The following is a 20237-nucleotide window of genomic DNA, read 5'->3' on the forward strand; positions in this document are numbered from 1 at the left end:
TTAGAAATACCCTTCCCGCTTCTTCTGTTCCATGGAGCCGGCTGAATCGTGGTCAATGACCCGGCCCTGACGCTCGGAGCTGGTGGCCAGCAGCATCTCCTGAATGATCTCCGGCAGGGTGTCTGCCTCGGATTCGATGGCGCCGGTCAGCGGGTAGCAGCCCAGGGTGCGGAAGCGCACCGATTTCATCATCGGCTTTTCGCCTTCCTTCAGTGGCATGCGGTCGTCGTCCACCATGATCAGGGTGCCGTCGCGCTCCACCACCGGGCGCTTGGCGGCGTAGTACAGCGGCACGATCTCGATGTTCTCGAGGTAGATGTACTGCCAGATGTCGAGCTCGGTCCAGTTGGAGAGCGGGAAGACGCGGATGCTCTCGCCCTTGTTGATCTTGCCGTTGTAGATGTTCCACAGCTCGGGGCGCTGGTTTTTCGGATCCCAGCGGTGGTGTTCGTCACGGAACGAGTAGACCCGCTCCTTGGCCCGGGACTTCTCCTCGTCACGGCGGGCGCCACCGAAGGCGGCGTCAAACTTGTACTTGTTCAGCGCCTGCTTGAGCGCCTGGGTCTTCATGATATCGGTGTGCTTGGCACTGCCGTGGGTGAAAGGCCCAACCCCCTGCTTGATCCCTTCCTCGTTCTTGTGAACGATCAGGTCGAGACCGTATTCCTTAACCTTGCGGTCCCGGAAGTCGATCATGTCCTTGAACTTCCAGGTGGTGTCCACGTGCATGAGCGGGAAGGGGGGCTTGCCCGGATAGAAGGCTTTGCGGGCGAGGTGCAGCATTACCGCTGAGTCCTTGCCGATGGAGTAAAGCATGACCGGGTTGTCGAACTCGGCTGCCACTTCCCGGATGATGTGGATGCTTTCCGCTTCCAACTGTTTCAGGTGCGTGAGGTTGTATGTGGTCATGATGTTCCGTTGCCGCCGTGCGGGCCTCGATGGCTGTGCAAATTTGACCTAATACTATACCAGAGCCGGCAAGGGTATAAGAAGCGGAGCAACTAGAGTTTGGCGTTATAATAATATAGCGCCGGGGCGGCGAGGTGCCCTAGCCGATGGGGGTAGCCGGGCTGCCTCGGTCAGGCGGAGTTTCGGGAGTCGGCGAGCAGTTTGGAGACGTAGCGGTCGACGTAGTCGGCGCCGTTACCCTCGAATTCAGCAAACTGGATGCCCAGGTGGAATTCGTCCCGGGCCACCCGGCGCATGTGTACGATGTTGCCATCGGCAATCACCGATACCGGTTGGGTCGCCAGCACCGGCACCGAGAAACGGGTTTTCACGGTAATCCAGTTGCCCGGTGCGGGGCTTTTCTGGCCGGGAATCAGCGCGCGCACGGCTTCCTGGCTGCAGGAAATCATCACCCCGGTGCGCGACAGGTTGGCGACGGAGCAGGTCAGGCAGGTGCCATCGGCGGTTTCGATGGTGATGTCCGTGGATACGTCGACACGCTGTTGGTTGCGCAAATTGGTTTTGGTGGCAACAGGTTTCATGGTGACTCGTCTAGCGTGACTGGTTTCGAATGCGGCAGCCTTTCCCATAATTTCCTTCAATAAAACGCACTTAAACGCCTTAGAGTCTAGTTGTTTACTTTGTGATCAGCAAGAATCCTGCCGCTTTTTATGGCAGATTTGTGTCGTTTTTCTGAAACAGTCGTCATATTTTGCGAAGGGCGGCCGGAATCAAGCCGGGACTGGCTGGCAGCCGATATCGGAACTGCGCTGGAAGGAGGTGTCCCGGGGCGCGCGCAGGCGGCCCCGGGGTGACTGGGGTCAGTCGGAGAGTTTGCGAACCAGGATTTCGTTGAACAGTTTGGGATTGCCCTGGCCCTTGGAGGCTTTCATCAGCGGCCCCATGAAGCCTCCTAGCATTTTCTTGCGCTTCTTCGGGTCGTCTTCGCCGCGATACTGGGCAACCTGGTCCGGCATGCCGGCCAGAACCTCATCGACCATTTTCTCGAGCTCGCCGGTGTCGGACACCTGCTTCAGGCCCTTGGCGTCGATGATGGCGTCCACCTGGTCACCATCGCCGGTCCAGAGCGCTTCGAAGACCTTCTTGGCGCCGGCCGAGGACAGGGTGTTGTCGGCAATCCGTACCACCAGATCGCCAAGCTGGGCGCCGGAGATCGGGGATTGCGCCACGGTCTTTTCTTCCGCATTCAGGCGCGCGGAGAATTCACCCTGTACCCAGTTGGCGGTCAGCTTGGCGTCTTTGCCGTGGCTGATCGCTTCCTCGAAGAAGGCGGCCAGCTTGGAGTCGCCGCTGAGCAGGCTGGCGTCGTAGTCGTTCAGACCATACTGCTCCTTGAACCGGGCCTTGCGGGCGTCCGGCAGTTCGGGCAGGCGCTGGCGGGCGTCGTCGATGAAGGTGTCATCGATTTCCACCGGCAGCAGGTCCGGGCAGGGGAAGTAGCGGTAGTCATTGGCTTCTTCCTTGGTCCGCATGGAGCGGGACTCGTCGCGGTCGCCGTTGTACAGCCGGGTTTCCTGCACGATGTCGCCGCCGTCCTCGAGAATGTCCATCTGCCGCTCGACTTCGTGGGCAATGGCCTGCTCCATGAACCGGAACGAGTTCAGGTTCTTGGTCTCGGTGCGGGTGCCGAGCTTGTCGGAGCCCTTTGGCTTGAGCGAGATGTTGACGTCGAAGCGCATTGAGCCCTGGGACATGTCGCCGTCGCAAATGCCCAGGGAAGTCACGATGCTGTGCAGCTTCTTGGCGAAGGCGACGGCTTCTTCGGCATTGGTCATGTCCGGTTCGGTGACCACCTCGATCAGCGGGGTGCCGGCCCGGTTGAGGTCGACCCCGGTCATGCCGTGGAAATCCTCGTGCAGGGATTTGCCGGCGTCTTCCTCGAGGTGAGCGTGGTGAATCCGCACCCGCTTGGTGTCGCCGTTGGCCAGGTCAATATCGACAAAGCCCGGGCCGACAATGGGCCGCTCGAGCTGGGTGGTCTGGTAGCCCTTGGGCAGGTCCGGATAAAAGTAGTTCTTCCGCTCGAACACCGAGCGACGCTCGATCTCGGCGTTGACCGCCAGACCAAACATCACCGCATAGCGGAAGGCCTGCTCGTTGGGTACCGGCAGGGTGCCGGGCATGGCCAGATCGACCGCGTTGGCCTGGGTGTTGGGCTCAGCCCCGTAGGCGGTGCTGGAACCGGAAAAAATCTTGGTTTGGGTGGCGAGCTGAACGTGAATTTCCAGCCCGATGACAATGTCCCATTGCATGCTAAAACTCTCCTGTCTCGGGCTTACTGTGGCTCACGCAGGTGCCAGTCGGTCACCTGTTGGAATTGATGGGCGGCGTTCAGCAGGCGGGCCTCGGAGAAGTAGTCCCCGATGATCTGCAAGCCCACCGGCAGGCCGTCCACGAAGCCTGCAGGCACGGACATCGCCGGCAGTCCCGCCAGGTTGATGGCGATGGTGAACACGTCCTCAAGGTACATGGTGACCGGGTCGTTGGTCTTCTCGCCCTGGATGAACGCCGGCGACGGAGTGGTCGGGCTCATCAGCACGTCCACCTCGCTGAAGGCGTTGATGAAGTCCTGCCGGATCAGGCGCCGGACCTTCTGGGCTTTCAGGTAGTAGGCATCGAAGTAGCCTGCGGACAGGGCGTAGGTGCCGACCAGGATGCGCCGCTTCACTTCGGTACCAAAACCTTCGGCGCGGGTGCGGGTGTACAGGTCCATCAGGTCCTTGGGGTCGTCACAGCGGTAGCCATAGCGGACGCCATCGAACCGGGACAGGTTGGCGGAGGCCTCCGCCGGCGCGATCACGTAGTAGGCGGCGATCGCCAGTTTGGCGTTGGGCAGCGACACTTCCTTGACCGTGGCCCCGAGCTTTTCGTACTCCCGTACGGCGGCGCGCACCTGCTCTTCCATGGCTGGGCTGAGCTGGTCGGAGAAATACTCCTTGGGCAGGCCAATGCGCAAGCCCTTGAGCGGCTCGTTCAGGGTGGCGGTGTAATCCGGCACCTCCCGATCCAGCGAGGTGGAGTCCTTCGGGTCGAAACCGGCCATCACGTTGAGCATCAGGGCATTGTCTTCGGCGGTGCGCGCCATGGTGCCGCCCTGGTCCAGGCTGGAGGCAAAGGCGATCATGCCGTACCGGGACACCCGGCCGTAGGTCGGCTTCAGGCCGGTGACGCCGCACAGGGCCGCCGGCTGGCGGATGGAACCGCCGGTGTCGGTGGCGGTGGCAGCTGGCACCAGGCGGGCAGCAACCGCCGCGGCCGAGCCACCGGAGGAGCCGCCGGGCACCCGCTTTTCACCCTTGGCCAGGCCCCAGGGGTTGGTGACCGGGCCGAAGTGGCTGGACTCGTTGGACGAGCCCATGGCGAATTCGTCCATGTTGGTCTTGCCCAGGCTGACGGCGCCGGCGCGACGGAAGTTCTCGGTTACGGTGGCGTCGTAGGGCGGTACGAAGTCCGCCAGCATCTTGGAGCCGCAGGTGGTGCGAACGCCATTGGTGCAAAAGATGTCTTTGTGGGCGAAGGGGATGCCGGTCCAGGCGGTGGCGTTGCCGGCAGCCCGCTGCTCGTCAGCGGCCTTGGCGTCGGCCAGGGCCTGGTCCTCGGTGATCGTAATGAAGCTGTTGTACTTGCCATCTTCCTGGCGGATGCGCTCGAGGAACTGCTGGGTCAGTTCCACGCTTGAAATCTTGCCGCTTTCCAGCTCCCGGGAAAGCTCTGCTACGGATTTGTTGTGCATGATGGTTCCTGAATTCGCTGGTCGTCAGATCACTCAATGACTCGGGGCACGAGGTAGAGGCCGTTCTCGGTGGCCGGAGCGATCGCCTGGAAGGCGGCGCGCTGGTCGGTCTCGGTCACCTGGTCCGGGCGCAGGCGCTGAACGGCGTCGAGGGGGTGTGCCATCGGCTCGATGGCGTCGGTGTCGGCGGCACTGAGCTGATCCACCAGATCCAGGATGTTGCCCAGATCGGTCTCGAGGGCTGAGACCTGTTCGTCGTCGACCCGGATGCGGGCGAGTACGGCGACTTTTTCAATGTCCTCTCGGGAAATGGTCACGCATTGCCTCCCAAATAGATGAAATTTCGGTAATTAGGTTCGCTGGAAAGCGCTCTGGGGACGGCCGGTTGCCGTAGCCAAAAAAGAAAGTGCGTATGGTAACAGATTCCGGGGGCGGCGGGAGGCCCGAACGTGCGGCGTAAATGTGTGAACCGTAAGGCTTAGGCCCCGTTGGCGCCTTGCCTGCACGGGTGCTCACTGCTAAAGTTGCCGCATCTTTTCTGCGACTGCAACTCTCAGGTTGAAACTACACGAATGTTGATCAAAAAACTCCGAGGCCTATTCTCCAGCGATCTGTCCATCGACCTGGGCACCGCCAACACCCTTATCTACGTGCGTGAGCGCGGTATCGTGCTGAATGAGCCGTCGGTGGTTGCGATCCGCACCAACAACTCTCAGAAGATGGTGGCTGCGGTTGGTTCCGAGGCCAAGCGCATGCTCGGCCGTACCCCGGGCAACATCACCGCCATCCGGCCGATGAAGGACGGCGTGATCGCGGACTTCGTGGTGACCGAGAAGATGTTGCAGCACTTCATCCACAAAGTGCACGAAAACAGCTTCATTACCCCGAGCCCGCGCGTGCTGGTGTGTGTGCCCAGCAAATCGACCCAGGTCGAGCGCAAGGCCATCCGGGAATCGGCCCTGGGCGCTGGCGCCCGGGAAGTCTTCCTGATTGAAGAGCCGATGGCGGCGGCCATTGGTGCCGGCCTGCCGGTGGAAGAGGCCAGCGGTTCGATGATCGTGGACATCGGCGGCGGCACCACCGAGATTGCCATCATCTCCCTGAACGGCATCGTGTACGCCGAGTCCGTGCGGGTTGGCGGCGACAAGTTCGACGAGGCTATCGTCACTTACGTACGTCGCAACTACGGCAGCCTGATCGGCGATTCCACCGCCGAGCGCATCAAGCACGAAATTGGCTGTGCCTACGAAGGCCTGGAAATCCGGGAAATCGACGTTCGTGGCCGCAACCTGGCCGAGGGCGTGCCCCGCGCCTTCACCCTGAACAGCGAGGAAATCCTCGACGCCCTGCAGGAATCCCTGGCCCAGATCGTCCAGACCGTGAAGAGCGCCCTGGAACAATCCCCGCCCGAGCTGGCATCGGACATCGCCGAGCGTGGCATCGTACTGACCGGTGGCGGCGCCCTGCTGCGTGGCCTGGACAAGCTCATCAGTGAGGAAACCGGCCTGCCGGTGATTATTGCCGAGGATCCACTCACCTGTGTTGCCCGCGGCGGCGGCAAGGCTTTGGAAGTGATCGATCGCGGTGGCATTGGAATGTTCTCCCAGGAGGGATAAGCCTTTAGGGAGGGATCGCCATCAAGACCATCTTTGTCCAGGGGCCGGTACCAGGCTTCAGACTGTTCCTCATCGTTCTCGTATCGGCAGCCCTGGTGGTTGCCGATGCGCGTTTCGACAAGCTCTCCTCCGTTCGCAGTACCCTGGCCACCGGCCTGGCTCCCGTCTATTGGCTCGGTAACGCCCCCTACGAATTCAGCGACTGGGTCGCCGGCCTGTTCGTCAATAAAGAAGACCTTCAGCAGGAAAACGAAGATCTGCGGGCCCGCCTCATGATCCTCGAACGGCGCGCGCTCAAATACGCCGCCCTGGCCTCCGAAAACAACGAACTGCGCCGCCTGTTGAATTCCTCGGAAGTGCTGGATGACCGGGTCATCGTCGGCGAGGTGGTGGGCGTGTCGCCGGATCCGTTTTCCCACGAAGTGGTGATCAACAAGGGCCGCAGTGACGGCGTCCGTCCCGGGCAGGCGGTGCTGGATGCCCAGGGCCTGATGGGTCAGGTGGTGCAGACCAGTCAGATCACCTCCCGGGTGTTGCTGGTTTCCGACAGCAGTCACGCGGTGCCGGTCGAGGTGGTGCGCAATGGCCTGAGAGCGATTCTGCTGGGTACCGGCGACACCAATACCCTGGACCTGGTGCACGTGCCCGATACCGCCGATATTCGCGAGGGCGACCTGCTGGTCAGCTCCGGTCTTGGCGGCCGGTTCCCCCGAGGCTACCCGGTCGCGGAGGTCAGCCTGCTGAACAAGGAGCCCGGTGAGCCCTTTGTGGCGATCGAAGCGACGCCCAAGGCAGAGCTGAACCAGAGTCGCCTGGTGCTGGTGGTGTTCCCGCCGGCCGCGAGCCAGGACGAGGCCACCGCCGGCGAACGAGATGAAACCCTGGCCGACGGGGAGGGGGCAGGCTGATGTTGTCCGTAATCAGTTATCCGGTGTTCCTGTCGTCGGTCGTGGCGGCGCTGGTACTGAGTATTTCCCTGTTTCCGGTGGGCTGGTTCGAGTTCCGGCCCGAGTGGCTGGGGTTGGTGGTTTTTTACTGGACCTTTCGCGCCCCGGCGCAGTTCGGCATCCTGTTGGCCTGGTGTCTGGGCCTGTTGCTGGATGTGCTCGAGGCTACCCCTCTGGGGGTGAACGCCCTCGCCATGGGCTTGCTGGCGTTCCTGGTGCTGACCGTGCACCAGCGTCTGCGCATGTACCCGATGCCCCAGCAGTGCCTGATGGTGTTCCTGTTGCTTGGCATTAACCAGATGCTGGTCCACTTCCTCAAGCAGATGCTGGGCGCCGATGACGCCGGATTCAGCTACCTCTGGCCGGCGTTGACCAGTGCCCTGGTCTGGCCGGTGTTCTGCGTCCTGCTGGACAACATCAATCGCAAATTAGGGTAAGCATGGCCAGGATCATCCTTGCATCGGCCTCGCCGCGGCGTTCGGAGTTACTGCGGCAGATCGGCCTGACCTTTTCCATCCGGCCGGCCGACGTCGACGAAACCCCCATACCCGGCGAGTCGCCGGCGGTCTATGTCGAGCGTCTGGCCCGGGCCAAGGCTGAGGCGGTTGCGGCCGGCGCACCGGAGGCCCTGGTGCTGGGGTCTGACACCTCGGTGGTCCTGGACGAGGTGATCCTCGGCAAACCGGTCAGCCGGGACGATGCCGCGGCCACCCTGCAGCGCTTGTCCGGTCAGGTCCATCAGGTGATGACTGCCATTGCCCTGGTAGGCGCGGGCCAGTGCCGGAGCCTGGTGGTAACCACCGACGTCCGGTTCCGCACCCTGTCAGCTGGTGAAATAGAGGCCTACGTGGCCAGTGGCGAGCCCATGGACAAGGCCGGCAGTTATGGAATCCAGGGCCTAGGTGGTATTTTTGTTAGTGAATTGCGGGGCAGTTACAGTGCCGTGGTCGGCCTGCCGCTGCAGGAAACCGCAGCGCTCCTGGAAAACGCCGGTCATCCGGTCTGGGAAAACTGGCCTAACAGTCTGGAGAGCCGAACATGAGCGAAGAGATCCTGATCAACGTGACGCCCGTGGAAACCCGCGTGGCGCTCGTTGAAAACGGAATGCTGCAGGAAGCCTACATCGAGCGAACGAGTCGCAAGGGCATCGTCGGCAATATCTACAAAGGCAAGGTGGTCCGGGTGCTACCGGGTATGGAAGCGGCGTTCGTCGACATCGGCCTGGAGCGGGCGGCGTTCATTCACGCCTCGGATGTGGTGTCCCAGTCCGCGGACGATGAGCCGTCGGAGGGCCCGAAGACGGTGCCGGACATTCGCACCCTGCTGCGGGAAGGACAATCGCTGGTGGTGCAGGTCACCAAGGACCCGATTGGCACCAAGGGCGCCCGGCTGACCACCCAGTTGTCGATCCCGTCCCGCTACCTGGTGTTCATGCCCGGCGTCAGCCATGTCGGCATTTCCCAACGCATCGAGGATGAAAACGAGCGCGCCCGGCTGAAAGGCCTGGTCGAGACCGCAGCCGCGGAAGACACCGAGGTTAACGGGGGCTACATCATCCGCACGGCGGCGGAAGCGGCCTCGCCGGAAGAGCTCATCGGCGACATGACCTACCTGCACCGCCTGAGTCTGTCGATCCAGGAGCGCATTGCCCGGGTGCAGGCGCCCGCCGTGGTCTACCAGGACTTGCCCCTGTTCATCCGAACCATCCGGGACCTGATTCGGCCCCAGACCGAAAAGGTGCGCATCGACAGTCGCGAGAGCCACCAGCGGGTCATCGAATTCGTCGAGGAGTTCGTCACCGAATTTGCCGATCGGGTCGAGTATTACCCTGGTGAGCGGCCAATCTTCGACCTTTACTCGGTCGAGGATGAGATCCAGAAAGCGCTCAGTCGGAAGGTCCAGTTGAAGTCCGGTGGCTATGTCATCATCGACCAGACCGAGGCGATGACCACCATCGACATCAACACCGGTGGCTTCGTTGGTCACCGCAACCTCGAAGAAACCATTTTCAAGACCAACCTGGAGGCGGCCCGGGCGATCAGCCGACAGCTGCGCCTGCGGAACCTCGGTGGCATCATCATCATCGATTTCATCGACATGGAAGATCCCGAGCACCAGCGGCAGGTGCACCGGATGCTGGAGAAGATGCTCGAGCGGGATCACGCCAAGACCAAGATCACCGGCGTGTCGGAGCTGGGTCTGGTGGAAATGACCCGCAAGCGCACCACCGAGAGTCTCGGTCAGGTGCTGTGCGAGCCCTGTCCGGTGTGCGATGGCCGCGGCTTCCTGAAAACCTGCGAGACCGTGTGCTACGAGATTTTCCGGGAAATTCTCCGGGTCAATCGCGCCTACGACGCCGAGAACTATCTGGTGATGGCGTCGCAGAGTGTGGTCGACCGGCTGCTGGACGAGGAATCCGACAACGTCGCCGACCTGGAGACCTTCATCAGCAAGACCATCCGGTTCCAGGTGGAGCCGTTCTACAGTCAGGAGCAGTACGATGTGGTGCTGCTCTGATCCGAGAGCTGCCGGACGGCGTGGCGGGTAGGCCGAGCTGATGTCTGCCGCCAACCACAACGCCAAGGGCCCCGGGCAACCGGCCGAAAGTGCGCCAGTGAGGTTTGCGGCCAGACTGTCCAGCCTGATCTGGTGGTTGCTGCTCGTGGTGCTCCTGCTGTTTGCCCTGTACGCGGGGCTCGGGCGCCAGTTGACGCGCAACGTCGACAACTTTGCCGATGACCTGGCCCGTGAACTCTCGGAACGCACCGGGCAGGAGGTGGCGATCGGCAGGCTGTCCTCGCAGTGGTTCTGGCTTGACCCCGCGTTTACCGCGCGCAACATCTCGGTCACCAGCGCCAGAACGGGCATCACCATCGCCGAGGTGGATCATCTCCGGGTCCGGTTTGATTTCCTGTCTTCCCTGCGCCGACTCCGGCTTGTTTTCGACGACTTTGAGGTCGACGGCGTCCAGCTGGCGCTGAACCAGACCGAAGAAGGCGAACTGGGGGTTCCCGGTGCCGACCTGCCGGAACCGGTCAACAACCGGTTGAACGACTGGCTGCGGCTGGCCGGCCAGTGGCTGTCCGATCCCTACGTGAAAATCACCCGCCTGAGTCTGGGGATCCGTGACAACGAAGGTCTGGAGCGGTACATCGATGTGCCCCAGCTGGACCTGGTCTACCGTCGGGGTCTGTTTCGGGCCTCGGGCCGCGCGATCAAGGGCGGTACCACTGAGCAGCTGGCCAGTTTCAGCCTGGTCGGACAACACTTCTTCCGGGGCGATTTCACCGGTCAGGTGTACCTGGATGTGGATTCCGGGCGCTTGTTTGATGGCCTGATCGACGAATACCAGTGGCGCAGCATCCGGGTCGAGGGGTTTGATCTCGGTGGCGAGGCCTGGTTGACCTTCCGCGCGGGTGAGCTGGAACAGGTCAGCGGCACGGTCACCACGCCCTACCTGCAATTGGGGGTGGGGGAAGAATCGCTGGCGCCGATCGAGGGTATCCGCGCCCGATTTGGCTGGCGTCGGACGGCGGCAGCGCCGGGCGAGGAGGCGCGGACCGGCGACGTCGACCTGCCCGGTGAGTGGCATCTGAAACAGCTGGAATGGACTTGGAACGGCGATCAGGTGTCGCCGTTCAGCCTGCGATTGGCACCGGAGCCCGGTGGAGTGACGGTGATCGCCGATGCCCTGCCGCTGGGGCCGTCCCGTCGGCTCCTGTCGCTGCTGCCGATCCTGCCCGAGGCCGGGACCCGCGCGTTACTCAACTACCGGCCCAGGGGCTACCTGGATCAGGTGTTGTTGTGGCTGCCCGACGACGCCAGCGACTTTGAACTCTCCGGTCGCCTGCGCAACGTTAGCCTGAAAGCGGTCGGTGGCGCGCCCGGAGCGACCGGGGTCTGGGGCAGCCTGTTCGTCACCCGGAACTCCGGTTACGTCGAGATTGCCGCCGGCGACGACCCCGTGTCGCTGGCGTTTCCCCAATTATTCAACGCCGGCTGGAGCTTTTCCGAGCTCGAAGGCCTGGTGGCCTGGCAGCTCGATGGCCCCATCACCCGGGTCTATTCCGACAACCTGCGCATGGCTTACGGCGAGACCACCCGGTTCTCCGGCGCGTTCGACCTCAAGCTCGATCGCTACGGCGAGGACAATCTTGGCCTGAGGGTCGGCGTGGAAAACGCCAACCAAGCCATGCTGGCGGACTTTGTGCCTGCCAAGGTGGTGGATGCGCAGCTTTACGACTGGCTGACCACGGCCATCGAACAGGCGCAGATCAGCGGAGTCTATTACGGTCACGGTCGCATCGATTCCGAGGCGCCTTCCGGCTCCTTTGCCTCGTCCATGCGCTACGACTTCGACAGCGCCTCGGTGAGCTATGACCCTCGCTGGCCGCGGGTGACCGACGCCAGTGGGCAGGTGCAGGTGCAGGGCCGGAATGCGCGAGTCCTGCTGGATCAGGCAACAACCGGCGGTCTGGCCCTGTCCTCCGGCACGGTCACCGTCGAGCCCTCGCAGGCAGGGACGGTCATTGGCGTTCAGGCAGCGGCTGCAGTGCCAGGGGCCGCCATTGATTTCTGGCTGCGCAACAGCCCCCTCGGCGAGATGGCCGGAGCGGAAGCCGAGAGCTTGCGGTATGGCGGCCAATACCGGTTGAATCTTGATCTTGACCTCCCGCTGGCCGAGGGCCGGTCCCCGGTGGTGCAGGCGCGCATCCAGGCTCAGGGGGCCAGTATTGCCTATCCCCAGGCCGACCTGGCCTGGCAGGACATCACCGGAAACCTGACCTACCATTCCGAAAACGGTTTTTCCGGCGGGCCGCTCAATGCCTCGTTTCTGGGCTCGCCGGTGACCATCAGCCTGGCCCGCAGCGCGTCCGGCTCGGCCCTGACGGTGCGGCAGTCGGGCCGGCTGCCGGTGGCCGAGGCCCTGGCGCTGGCCGGCGCGGACGCGGAGCGCACCTATGGCCTGGACGGGGCACTGTCGTACACGGCGGGCCTGGACATCGGTGCCGACAGTGTGTCCAAGATCGAGATCCGCAGCGATCTTGAGGGTGTGAGCATCAACTGGCCCGAGCCTCTGGCCAAGCGCGCCGAGGAAGCCGCGCCCCTGCGCCTGACGGTCGATCCCCAGGCCCCCGAGGGCCTGTCGGTACGGGCATTGTGGGAAAACCGCTCGTATTTCGAGGTGCGCCAGCAGGCGACGGGCGTGGAAGTAACCGTTGGCCATGTGTACCTGGGCCGGCACACCCTGGAAAACATCGCCATTGAGGCCCTGGATCTGGGCGACCGCTGGGTGGTGAGCGCGCGCTCCGAGCGAGCCGTGGGCCGGGTTTCGATTCCCCGGGACGGCAGCCTGATCATGGCCGATTTCGAGACGCTACGCCTGCCCGGTTCCGACCCGGTTGGCGACCCCGAGCCAGAGACGGAGCCGGCGTCGCTGGAGGCCTTTCGGTCGCTGGACCTGGGCTCCTGGCCCGATGTGGATGTCACCATTGCCGACCTGAGGCTGGCCGAGGAGAGTCTGGGTAACTGGAGTTTCCGATTGCGGCCGGAGCCCGACCGCCTGCAGGTGGCCAACATTGAGGGGCGCCTGAATTCTCTCACGCTGGTGGGCGATATGACCTGGAGCCTGGTCGATGAACGGCAGGTGAGCCGCTTTACCGGCTCGATCACCGGCGGTGAGCTGGCCGACCTGAACAGCTTGCTGGGGGCGCAGATTCCCCTGACCAACACCGCCACCAAGATTGAGCTGGATCTGGATTGGCCCGGCCGGCCGGATGACATCGCAGTGGCGGAACTGAATGGCGAAGTCAGCCTGCGCCTTGATGAGGGCATCATTCTGGAGCAGAACAACACCGCCCAGTTGTTCCGGGTTTTCAACCTGCTCAATTCCGACACCCTCTGGCGCCGGCTCAAACTCGATTTCTCCGACCTGTACGAACGGGGCGTGGCCTTCGACGCCATTTCCGGCAAGGCCCGGCTCGAGCGCGGCGTGGTCACCATGGATCCGGAGCTTCAGGTGGTTGGGCCCTCCGGGGCATTCAAGTTGAGTGGCTCCACCAACGTCGCCACCGAAGACCTGGATATGCGCCTGGTGGTGGTGTTGCCCCTGACCCAGAACCTGCCGCTGGCGGCCCTGTTGATGGGCGCGGGCGCGCCGATCGGGGGGGCGCTGTTTGTGCTCGACAAGATTCTGGGCGATCCTTTGAGCAAACTGACGAGTGCCACCTACGGGGTGACCGGTACCTGGGATGACCCCAGGGTGGACCTCAGACGCGTGTTTGATACCGGCCAATAACAGCAGGAGGCTTTTTATGACGACGCCCGTTGCCAGCCAGGTTGCCGCCATTCAGATGGTGAGTACCCGGGATATCGAAGCCAATCTGCAGGAGGCGCGCCGGTTGTTGCAGGACGCGGCCGGGCGGGGCTCGTCGGTGGCCGTGCTGCCGGAAAACTTCGCCGTCCTTTCCACCCATCAGATGGTCGACTGCGGTCGCACCGAGGCGGGCTCTGAAGCGGTGATCCGCAGCTTCCTGGCGGCCCAGGCGAAAGCCCTGGGTATCTGGATCGTCGGCGGTTCCCTGCCACTGGCGGTGCGCCCTGACGGCTCGGAGATTCCGGACCGGGTCAGGGCCAGCTGCCTGGTGTTCGACGACGAAGGCCGGGAAGTGGCGCGCTATGACAAGATTCATCTGTTTGATGCCATGGTCGAGGACGCCCATGGCCAGTACCGGGAATCCGATACCTTCGAACCGGGCGATCAGGTGGTGACCGTGGACACCCCGGCCGGCCGCTTGGGTCTGGCCATCTGCTACGACCTGCGGTTCCCGGAGCTGTTTCGCGAACTCAGGGCCCGGGAGGTGGAGTGGGTGTGCCTGCCTTCGGCGTTCACCTGGCAAACCGGTGACGCCCACTGGCACGCGCTCATTCGTGCCCGGGCCATCGAAAACCAGGTCTGGGTTGTGGCGGCTGGCCAGGGTGGCCAGAACAGTGAACGTCGACGCACCTATGGCCATTCCCTGATCTGCGATCCCTGGGGCCGGGTGGTGACGGAGCACGCCGAAGGCCCGGGCGTGGTGGTCGCCGAGCTCGACCGCGACCACCTGAGGGAGCTGCGCCGGCGCATGCCGGTGTGGGAGCATCGGCGGTTATAGCCGGTTGCCTGTCCAGCCTTAGTTCGCGGCCTCGGCGTCGTCGATGCAGTCCCGCAGGTAGCGGAACAGTTTGCGGGACTGACCGGTGTTCTTCTGTTTCTCCACGTCCTTGCGGGCGTTGCGGGCCAGGTTGCGCAGGTGTTGCAGGTCCGCCGTCGGGCAGTAGCTGAAGAATTCCCCCACCACCGAATCGCCCTCGGCGATCAACCGGTCGCGCCAGCGCTCGGCCAGGTGGTGGCGGCGAGTATGCTCTTCGCTACCGGCATCGAACGCATCAATGGCCCGTTTCAGGGCGTCCGGGTCGTCTTCCTGTCGAATCACCTTGCCGACGTACTGCAGATGGCGGCGCTTCGCTTCGTTCTGTCGAATCCGGCGGGACTCTTCAATGGCGGCGCGCAGGGTGTCGCTGATGGGCAGGGTGTCGAGCTGATCATTGCTCAACTCCAGCATGCGCTTGCCCATGTCCTGCAGGGCGTGCATCTCGCGCTTGAGCTGGGATTTGCTCTTGCCAAATTCTTCGTCGTCGTGGGGGTGATCGTGGTCACTCATGGAAGGTCCAGTCGAGGTCGGTCAGGAAAATAAACGGCTAGGCGTAAAAAATGGTGGCCAGGCCGAGAAACGCCATGAAGCCGACCACGTCGGTCACGGTGGTGAGGATGACGCTGCCAGCCAGGGCCGGATCAATGTTCCGGGATTTCAGGAACAGGGGCAAGACCGTACCCACCAACGCCGCGGCCACCAGGTTGATGATCAGGGCGGCGGCTATGATGGCGCCGATCAGCAGGTCCTGGAACCAGACCGAGGCCGCGGTTGCCACCACCACCGCCCAGAACACGCCGTTAAGGGCGCCGGACAGGAACTCCCGGTTGAGCAGCCAGCCAACGTTGGCGCCGCTGATTTGGCCCACGGCCATGCCCCGGATTACCAGGGTCAGGGTCTGGCTGCCGGCAATGCCGCCCATGCTGGCGACGATGGGCATCAGAACCGCCAGGGCCACCACCTTGGTGATGGTTTCCTCGAACAGGCCGATGACCCCCGAGGCAATGAATGCGGTGATCAGGTTGATGCCCAGCCAGACCGCCCGGCGCCGCGTGGTTTTCCAGATCGGGGCGAAGGTATCCTCGTCCTCATCCAGACCGGCCATACTCATCAGCGAGTGGTCGGCATCTTCCCGGATAACGTCAACCACGTCATCGATGGTGATGCGCCCGAGCAGCCGGCCGTCGTCGTTCACCACCGGTGCGGAAATCAGGTCGTAGCGTTCGAACAGGGTCGCGACCTTGGTGTCGGACAGGGTCACCGGGATCGGCTCGATGTCGGTGTCCATCACCTCGCGCACCGTGGCCGCCGGGTTGGACACCAGCATCTTGGTGATCGGCAGCATGCCGATGAATTCGTCCCGTCGGCTGACCACGATCAGGCTGTCGGTCATCGGGGGCAGGTTCCGGTGCCGGCGCAGGTAACGCAGGACAACGTCAATGCTGATGTCCGGACGCACCGTGATGGTGTCCGTGTTCATCAGACCGCCGGCGGTGTCCTCCGGGTAGGACAGGACTTCCTCGACCCGCTGTCGGTCCTGCTCGTCCATGGTGTCCAGGACTTCCTGGATGACCGTGTCCGGCAGCTGCTGCAGTAAGTCGGCGAGGTCGTCGGATTCGAAGTCCTCGATGATGTCGGCCAGTTCCTGGGCATTCAGCTGGCTCAGGAAGTAGCCCCGGATGTCGTCGCTCAGGTACTGGAGGACTTCGCCTTCCAGTTGCTTGTCCACCAGGTTCCAGAGCAGGGCACGCTGGCGCGGGGGCGACGATTCCAGCAGGTGGGCGATATCACTGGGGCTCAAGCCGCCATTCAGGATGCGGGCAACCTGTTTCAAGGCGCCACTGTCCAGGGCTTCGCTCAGGGAGCGAAGGCGCTGGCGGGCCTGGCTTTTTTCCAGAATATCGGTCATGGATCACCCACAGTCAGAAAACGCCTGTATTATAGCGGAGTTAGGCCTAACACGTGAGAAAGAGTTGTAGGTGAATCCCGCAGACGGCGGTTCGCGACGGTGACCGCGTCGGGCCTCAGCCGCCTTCACCAAAATAGTCGTTGATCAGGTCGGTGAGGGCCTCGATGGCGGACTCCTCGTCCGGTCCTTCGGCGATCAGCTCCACGTCGGTGCCCTGGCTGGCTGCCAGCATCATGACCTGCATGATGTTCTTGGCATCCACTTCCCGGCCTTTGCCGCTGATGCGAACGCTGCTGTCGAACTCGGAGGCGGTGGCCACCAGCTTGGCAGTGGCCCGGGCGTGCAGGCCCAGCTTGTTGATGATGGTGATGGGGCGGCGAATCATGACGGACTCAGATCTCTCCCCGGGTCTGCAGGTGCGGCAATTCCGTGTGGCGAACCTGAACGTTGCTGTAGTTCTTCCGGAAATGGGCGCACAGCTGCTCGCTGACGTAGACCGAGCGGTGCTGGCCGCCGGTGCAGCCGATTGAGATGGTCATGTAGCTGCGGTTGCTGGCGGCGAACGAGGGCAGCCAGTTCTCCAGGAACGCGATCAGGTCGTCGATCATCTGCCGGCTGGCGGGTTCCTTTTCCAGGAAGTCGATGACCGGCTGATCGGTACCGACGAACTTCCGCAGGCTGTTGTCCCAGTAAGGGTTGGGCAGGCAGCGCACGTCGAAGACGTAATCCGAGTCCAGGGGCACGCCGTGCTTGAAACCGAAAGACTGGAACAGCAAGGCCAGCTCCTGATCCTTCCGGCCGACCACCCGCTGCTTGACCATGTCCCGAAGCTCGTACATGGACATGCCGGTGGTGTTGACGTGCAGGTCGGACAGCTTGGACAGGGGCTCCAGCAGTTTCTTCTCGTTGCTGATGGCCTCGCGCAGTGAGGTCTTGTCATCACTGAGCGGGTGCTTGCGGCGGGTGGCGTGGAAACGCTGGAGTAGGGACTGCTCGTCGGCGTCGAGGAAGATCACCTCAATGGACACGCCGGTTTGCTGCAACTGGCCATAGATGTCCTCGAAGTTGGCCAGTTCGCCGGACAGGTTGCGGGCGTCGATGCTGACCGCCATCTTTTTCAGGCGGCCGGGCGAGCTCTGCTCCGCCGCTTCCCGGGTGAGGGGAAACAGCAGGCCGATCGGCAGATTGTCGATGCAGTAGTAACCGAGGTCCTCAAGAACGTGAAGGGCAGTACTCTTTCCGGAACCGGATCGGCCACTTACGATGATCAGTTTCATGAACGCTCGGTCTCCAGTCTGAATCGGGTTACTCGCTTGCCGCGGTCATGCGCTGATACAGGGTGTTGGCGTCGTCGCATTGCCGGAGGCGATCGCAGAAGGTGCGGTCGTTGAACTTTTCCGCCAGCTGGCTGAGCAGTTCCAGGTGCTCGCTGGTGGCTTCCTTGGGCACCACCAGGGCAAAGACCAGGTCCACCGGCTGATTGTCGATGGCGTCAAACTCGATGCTCTCTTCCAGCGTCATCAACACGCCAACGACGTGCTCCAGACCTTCCAGGCGACAGTGCGGAATGGCAATGCCCTGGCCGATACCAGTGCTTCCCAGGCGCTCCCTCGCGATCAGGTTGTTGAAAATCTGGGATTCGCTGAGCGCACCGTCGTGCTCATGGATACGCTCGGCGATGGACTCCAGAACCCGTTTCTTGCTGGAAGCCGGGACCCGGCAGAGGCTCAGCTCCGGTGCCAGGATGTTGTCTATGGTCAGGGATGTGTCGCTCATGAATCGACTGCAGTTCCGTTAAAAAAAAGGCTGCGGCAGGTCGACCTTGCCGCAGCGCGATGAGATGACATGCACGAACTCGGTCGGCTAGCGGCCGCCGTTGCCGTGCATCCGGTCTACATTCTTTTCCTTGTGCTTGAGGATCTGGCGGTCCAGCTTGTCAATCAGCCCGTCAATGGCCGCGTACATGTCCTCGTTTTCTGCCTTTGCGTGAATCTCACCACCAACCACGTGCAGCGTTGCTTCCGCCATCTGACGCACCTTCTGCACCTGGAGGGTTACCTGGCAGTTGCTGATGTGGTCGAAGTGACGCTCCAGTTTCTCAAATTTATCCGAGACGTAATCCTTCAGTGCGGGAGTCAGTTCTACGTGGTGGCCTGAAATGTTGAGTTGCATAGGCGTCTCCTGTTGTCATCGTGCCGGTCCCAGTGGGCCGGTCTGAGGGCCGGCGCACCACGCGCCGGCAAAGTTCAGATCCAGGACCCCAAAGTGCAGGGCGGTCCTAGACCAGTCTTTTTCTTTCGTTGGACGGTGGAATATGCATCGCTTCCCGGTACTTGGCGACGGTCCGTCGCGCCACCTTGATTCCCTGGTCCCCTAGCATGGCGGCAATTTTACTGTCGCTCAATGGCTTTTTCGGGGTTTCCGCTGCAATCAGTTTCTTGATCATTGCACGGATGGCGGTCGAAGAACATTCCCCACCTTCGTCGGTACTGACATGGCTGGAGAAAAAGTACTTGAGCTCGAAGATGCCCCGCGGCGTGTGCATGTATTTCTGGGTGGTGACCCGGGAAATCGTCGATTCGTGCATCTCAACCGCCTGGGCAATGTCCGACAAAATCAGGGGCTTCATGGCTTCCTCGCCATGATCCAGAAATCCCTGCTGATGCTCAACGATGCGGGTGGCAACTTTCAGGAGCGTCTCGTTCCGGCTCTGCAGGCTCTTGATGAACCATTTCGCTTCCTGCAGTTGGTCCCGCATGTAGGTGTTGTCTGCACTGCTGTCCGCACGCCTTATAAGAGAAGCATAGCTGGCATTGACGCGAATGCGCGGGGCAATTTCCGGATTGAGCTCCACCCGCCACCGGCCGTTGTGCTTGCGCACCATGACATCGGGGATCACATAGTCCGGTTCGGCCCGGTCAATGACGTCGCCCGGGCGCGGATTCAGTCCGGTGATCAGGGTCAGGACCTCCCGCAGCTGATCCTCCTTGAGGCGACTGCGGCGCAGCAACTGGGCGTAATCCCGGTTGCCCAGCAGGTTGATGTAGTGGGTGATCACGAGGCGGGCCTGGGCCAGCCAGGGGGTCTCCGGCGGCAGTTGATTGAGCTGGATCAGCAGGCATTCCTGCAGGTCCCGGGCGAAGACACCGGGTGGGTCGAAGTGCTGCAGCCGATGCAGCACCGCTTCCACCTCGTCCAGCTCCAGCGGATCCTCTTCGCTGTCGTCCACCAGCCCGGCGTGGATGTCTTCCAGGGCGCTGGTCAGGTAGCCACGATCGTCCACGGCGTCCATCAGGGCGTGGGCGATGGCCTGGTCCCGCTCGCTCAGGGGCGTCAGGTTCAACTGCCACTCCAGGTGGTCCTGCAGGGTCTCGGTGGGTGAGTTGCGGGTTTCGAAGTCGTGGTCGTTCTCGTCGTCGTTGCGCGCGGCCGGTGCCGGCGCGGACTGGTAGATGTCGTCCCAGGCCGTGTCGACCGGAAGGTCGTCGGGGATGTTGTCCGGGATGTCATTCTCCGAACTCCAGTCCGGTCCGTTCTCCGATTCGTCCCAGTCGGAACTGGTGTCGGCGGCGGTCTCGGTGCCGGTGTCCGACGTCGAGCTGTCCTGCTCGCTGTTGCTGTCGTTGGCGGAGGCGTCCGAATCCGACTGGTCGTCGTCTTCCGAGGTTTCCAGCATTGGGTTGGATTCCAGCGCCTGCTGGATTTCCTGCTGGAGGTCGAGTGTGGATAGCTGTAGTAGCCGGATCGCCTGTTGCAGCTGGGGCGTCATGGTCAGGCTTTGACCCAGCTTTAACTGTAATGAGGCTTTCATAACCATGGTTCAGAATCCGTCACTCATCAGCGCTCTGCATCGCGGTAAACTCAAAAAAT

At 62.6% G+C, this 20237-nt stretch carries 19 protein-coding genes; 7 read left to right on the plus strand and 12 right to left on the minus strand.

The window, feature by feature from the left end; genetic code table 11:
• The 5 genes from cysD to gatC form a co-directional block, all read right to left on the minus strand.
• Entirely contained in the window at window positions 1–909 is a 909-nt protein-coding gene (gene cysD / locus U5822_RS11805) for a sulfate adenylyltransferase subunit CysD (protein WP_322855821.1), read from the minus strand.
• Between the two features lie 170 nt (window positions 910–1079).
• Window positions 1080–1490 carry a PilZ domain-containing protein gene (locus U5822_RS11810; protein WP_322855822.1) on the minus strand — a complete coding sequence of 137 codons (411 nt, stop codon included), beginning with the start codon at window positions 1488–1490 and terminating at the stop codon, window positions 1080–1082.
• 279 nt (window positions 1491–1769) lie between these two features.
• Window positions 1770–3221: an Asp-tRNA(Asn)/Glu-tRNA(Gln) amidotransferase subunit GatB gene (gene gatB / locus U5822_RS11815; RefSeq protein WP_322855823.1), complete on the minus strand. Its 1452-nt coding sequence runs from the start codon at window positions 3219–3221 to the stop codon at window positions 1770–1772.
• Between the two features lie 23 nt (window positions 3222–3244).
• Complete coding sequence (gatA, locus tag U5822_RS11820; RefSeq protein ID WP_322855824.1) at window positions 3245–4702, minus strand: Asp-tRNA(Asn)/Glu-tRNA(Gln) amidotransferase subunit GatA; 1458 nt, start codon at window positions 4700–4702, stop codon at window positions 3245–3247.
• A 29-nt stretch (window positions 4703–4731) separates the two neighbouring features.
• Window positions 4732–5019: an Asp-tRNA(Asn)/Glu-tRNA(Gln) amidotransferase subunit GatC gene (gatC, locus tag U5822_RS11825; RefSeq protein ID WP_322855825.1), complete on the minus strand. Its 288-nt coding sequence runs from the start codon at window positions 5017–5019 to the stop codon at window positions 4732–4734.
• A 258-nt stretch (window positions 5020–5277) separates the two neighbouring features.
• Between gatC and U5822_RS11830 the strand changes: the two genes are divergently transcribed.
• The 7 genes from U5822_RS11830 to U5822_RS11860 all read left to right on the plus strand — a co-directional run bounded on the left by U5822_RS11830 (window position 5278) and on the right by U5822_RS11860 (window position 14419).
• The gene (locus U5822_RS11830; RefSeq protein ID WP_322856923.1) at window positions 5278–6318 is read left to right on the plus strand and encodes a rod shape-determining protein; all 1041 of its coding nucleotides are present in this window, start codon (window positions 5278–5280) and stop codon (window positions 6316–6318) included.
• A 92-nt stretch (window positions 6319–6410) separates the two neighbouring features.
• On the plus strand, window positions 6411–7226 hold the full coding sequence (gene mreC, locus U5822_RS11835; RefSeq protein WP_425259409.1) for a rod shape-determining protein MreC: 816 nt from the start codon (window positions 6411–6413) through the stop codon (window positions 7224–7226).
• The gene (gene mreD, locus U5822_RS11840) at window positions 7226–7702 is read left to right on the plus strand and encodes a rod shape-determining protein MreD (RefSeq protein ID WP_322855826.1); all 477 of its coding nucleotides are present in this window, start codon (window positions 7226–7228) and stop codon (window positions 7700–7702) included. Before mreC ends, mreD begins: the two co-directional genes overlap by 1 nt.
• A gap of 2 nt (window positions 7703–7704) precedes the next feature.
• A complete protein-coding gene (locus tag U5822_RS11845; RefSeq protein WP_322855827.1) occupies window positions 7705–8307 on the plus strand; it encodes a Maf family protein in 603 nt (200 codons plus the stop codon).
• The gene (rng, locus tag U5822_RS11850; protein WP_322855828.1) at window positions 8304–9782 is read left to right on the plus strand and encodes a ribonuclease G; all 1479 of its coding nucleotides are present in this window, start codon (window positions 8304–8306) and stop codon (window positions 9780–9782) included. Before U5822_RS11845 ends, rng begins: the two co-directional genes overlap by 4 nt.
• Window positions 9783–9822: 40 nt before the next feature.
• Window positions 9823–13563 carry a YhdP family phospholipid transporter gene (locus tag U5822_RS11855; protein ID WP_322855829.1) on the plus strand — a complete coding sequence of 1247 codons (3741 nt, stop codon included), beginning with the start codon at window positions 9823–9825 and terminating at the stop codon, window positions 13561–13563.
• A 16-nt stretch (window positions 13564–13579) separates the two neighbouring features.
• Complete coding sequence (locus tag U5822_RS11860; protein ID WP_322855830.1) at window positions 13580–14419, plus strand: carbon-nitrogen hydrolase family protein; 840 nt, start codon at window positions 13580–13582, stop codon at window positions 14417–14419.
• 18 nt (window positions 14420–14437) lie between these two features.
• On the opposite strand, the gene yjgA is transcribed toward U5822_RS11860, so the two are convergent.
• The 7 genes from yjgA to U5822_RS11895 all read right to left on the minus strand — a co-directional run bounded on the left by yjgA (window position 14438) and on the right by U5822_RS11895 (window position 20178).
• Entirely contained in the window at window positions 14438–14968 is a 531-nt protein-coding gene (gene yjgA / locus U5822_RS11865; protein WP_322855831.1) for a ribosome biogenesis factor YjgA, read from the minus strand.
• Between the two features lie 37 nt (window positions 14969–15005).
• Entirely contained in the window at window positions 15006–16367 is a 1362-nt protein-coding gene (gene mgtE, locus U5822_RS11870) for a magnesium transporter (protein WP_322855832.1), read from the minus strand.
• 115 nt (window positions 16368–16482) lie between these two features.
• Window positions 16483–16752: an HPr family phosphocarrier protein gene (locus U5822_RS11875; protein WP_322855833.1), complete on the minus strand. Its 270-nt coding sequence runs from the start codon at window positions 16750–16752 to the stop codon at window positions 16483–16485.
• Window positions 16753–16759: 7 nt separating this feature from the next.
• A complete protein-coding gene (rapZ, locus tag U5822_RS11880) occupies window positions 16760–17644 on the minus strand; it encodes an RNase adapter RapZ (RefSeq protein ID WP_322855834.1) in 885 nt (294 codons plus the stop codon).
• Window positions 17645–17672: 28 nt separating this feature from the next.
• On the minus strand, window positions 17673–18143 hold the full coding sequence (ptsN, locus tag U5822_RS11885; protein WP_322855835.1) for a PTS IIA-like nitrogen regulatory protein PtsN: 471 nt from the start codon (window positions 18141–18143) through the stop codon (window positions 17673–17675).
• 87 nt (window positions 18144–18230) lie between these two features.
• Window positions 18231–18539, minus strand: a complete 309-nt coding sequence (hpf, locus tag U5822_RS11890; RefSeq protein ID WP_322855836.1) for a ribosome hibernation promoting factor — start codon at window positions 18537–18539, stop codon at window positions 18231–18233.
• A 106-nt stretch (window positions 18540–18645) separates the two neighbouring features.
• Window positions 18646–20178: an RNA polymerase factor sigma-54 gene (locus U5822_RS11895; RefSeq protein ID WP_322855837.1), complete on the minus strand. Its 1533-nt coding sequence runs from the start codon at window positions 20176–20178 to the stop codon at window positions 18646–18648.
• Between the last annotated feature and the right edge of the window lie 59 nt (window positions 20179–20237).

The organism is Marinobacter qingdaonensis (assembly GCF_034555935.1).
Classification (GTDB): Bacteria; Pseudomonadota; Gammaproteobacteria; order Pseudomonadales; family Oleiphilaceae; genus Marinobacter; species Marinobacter qingdaonensis.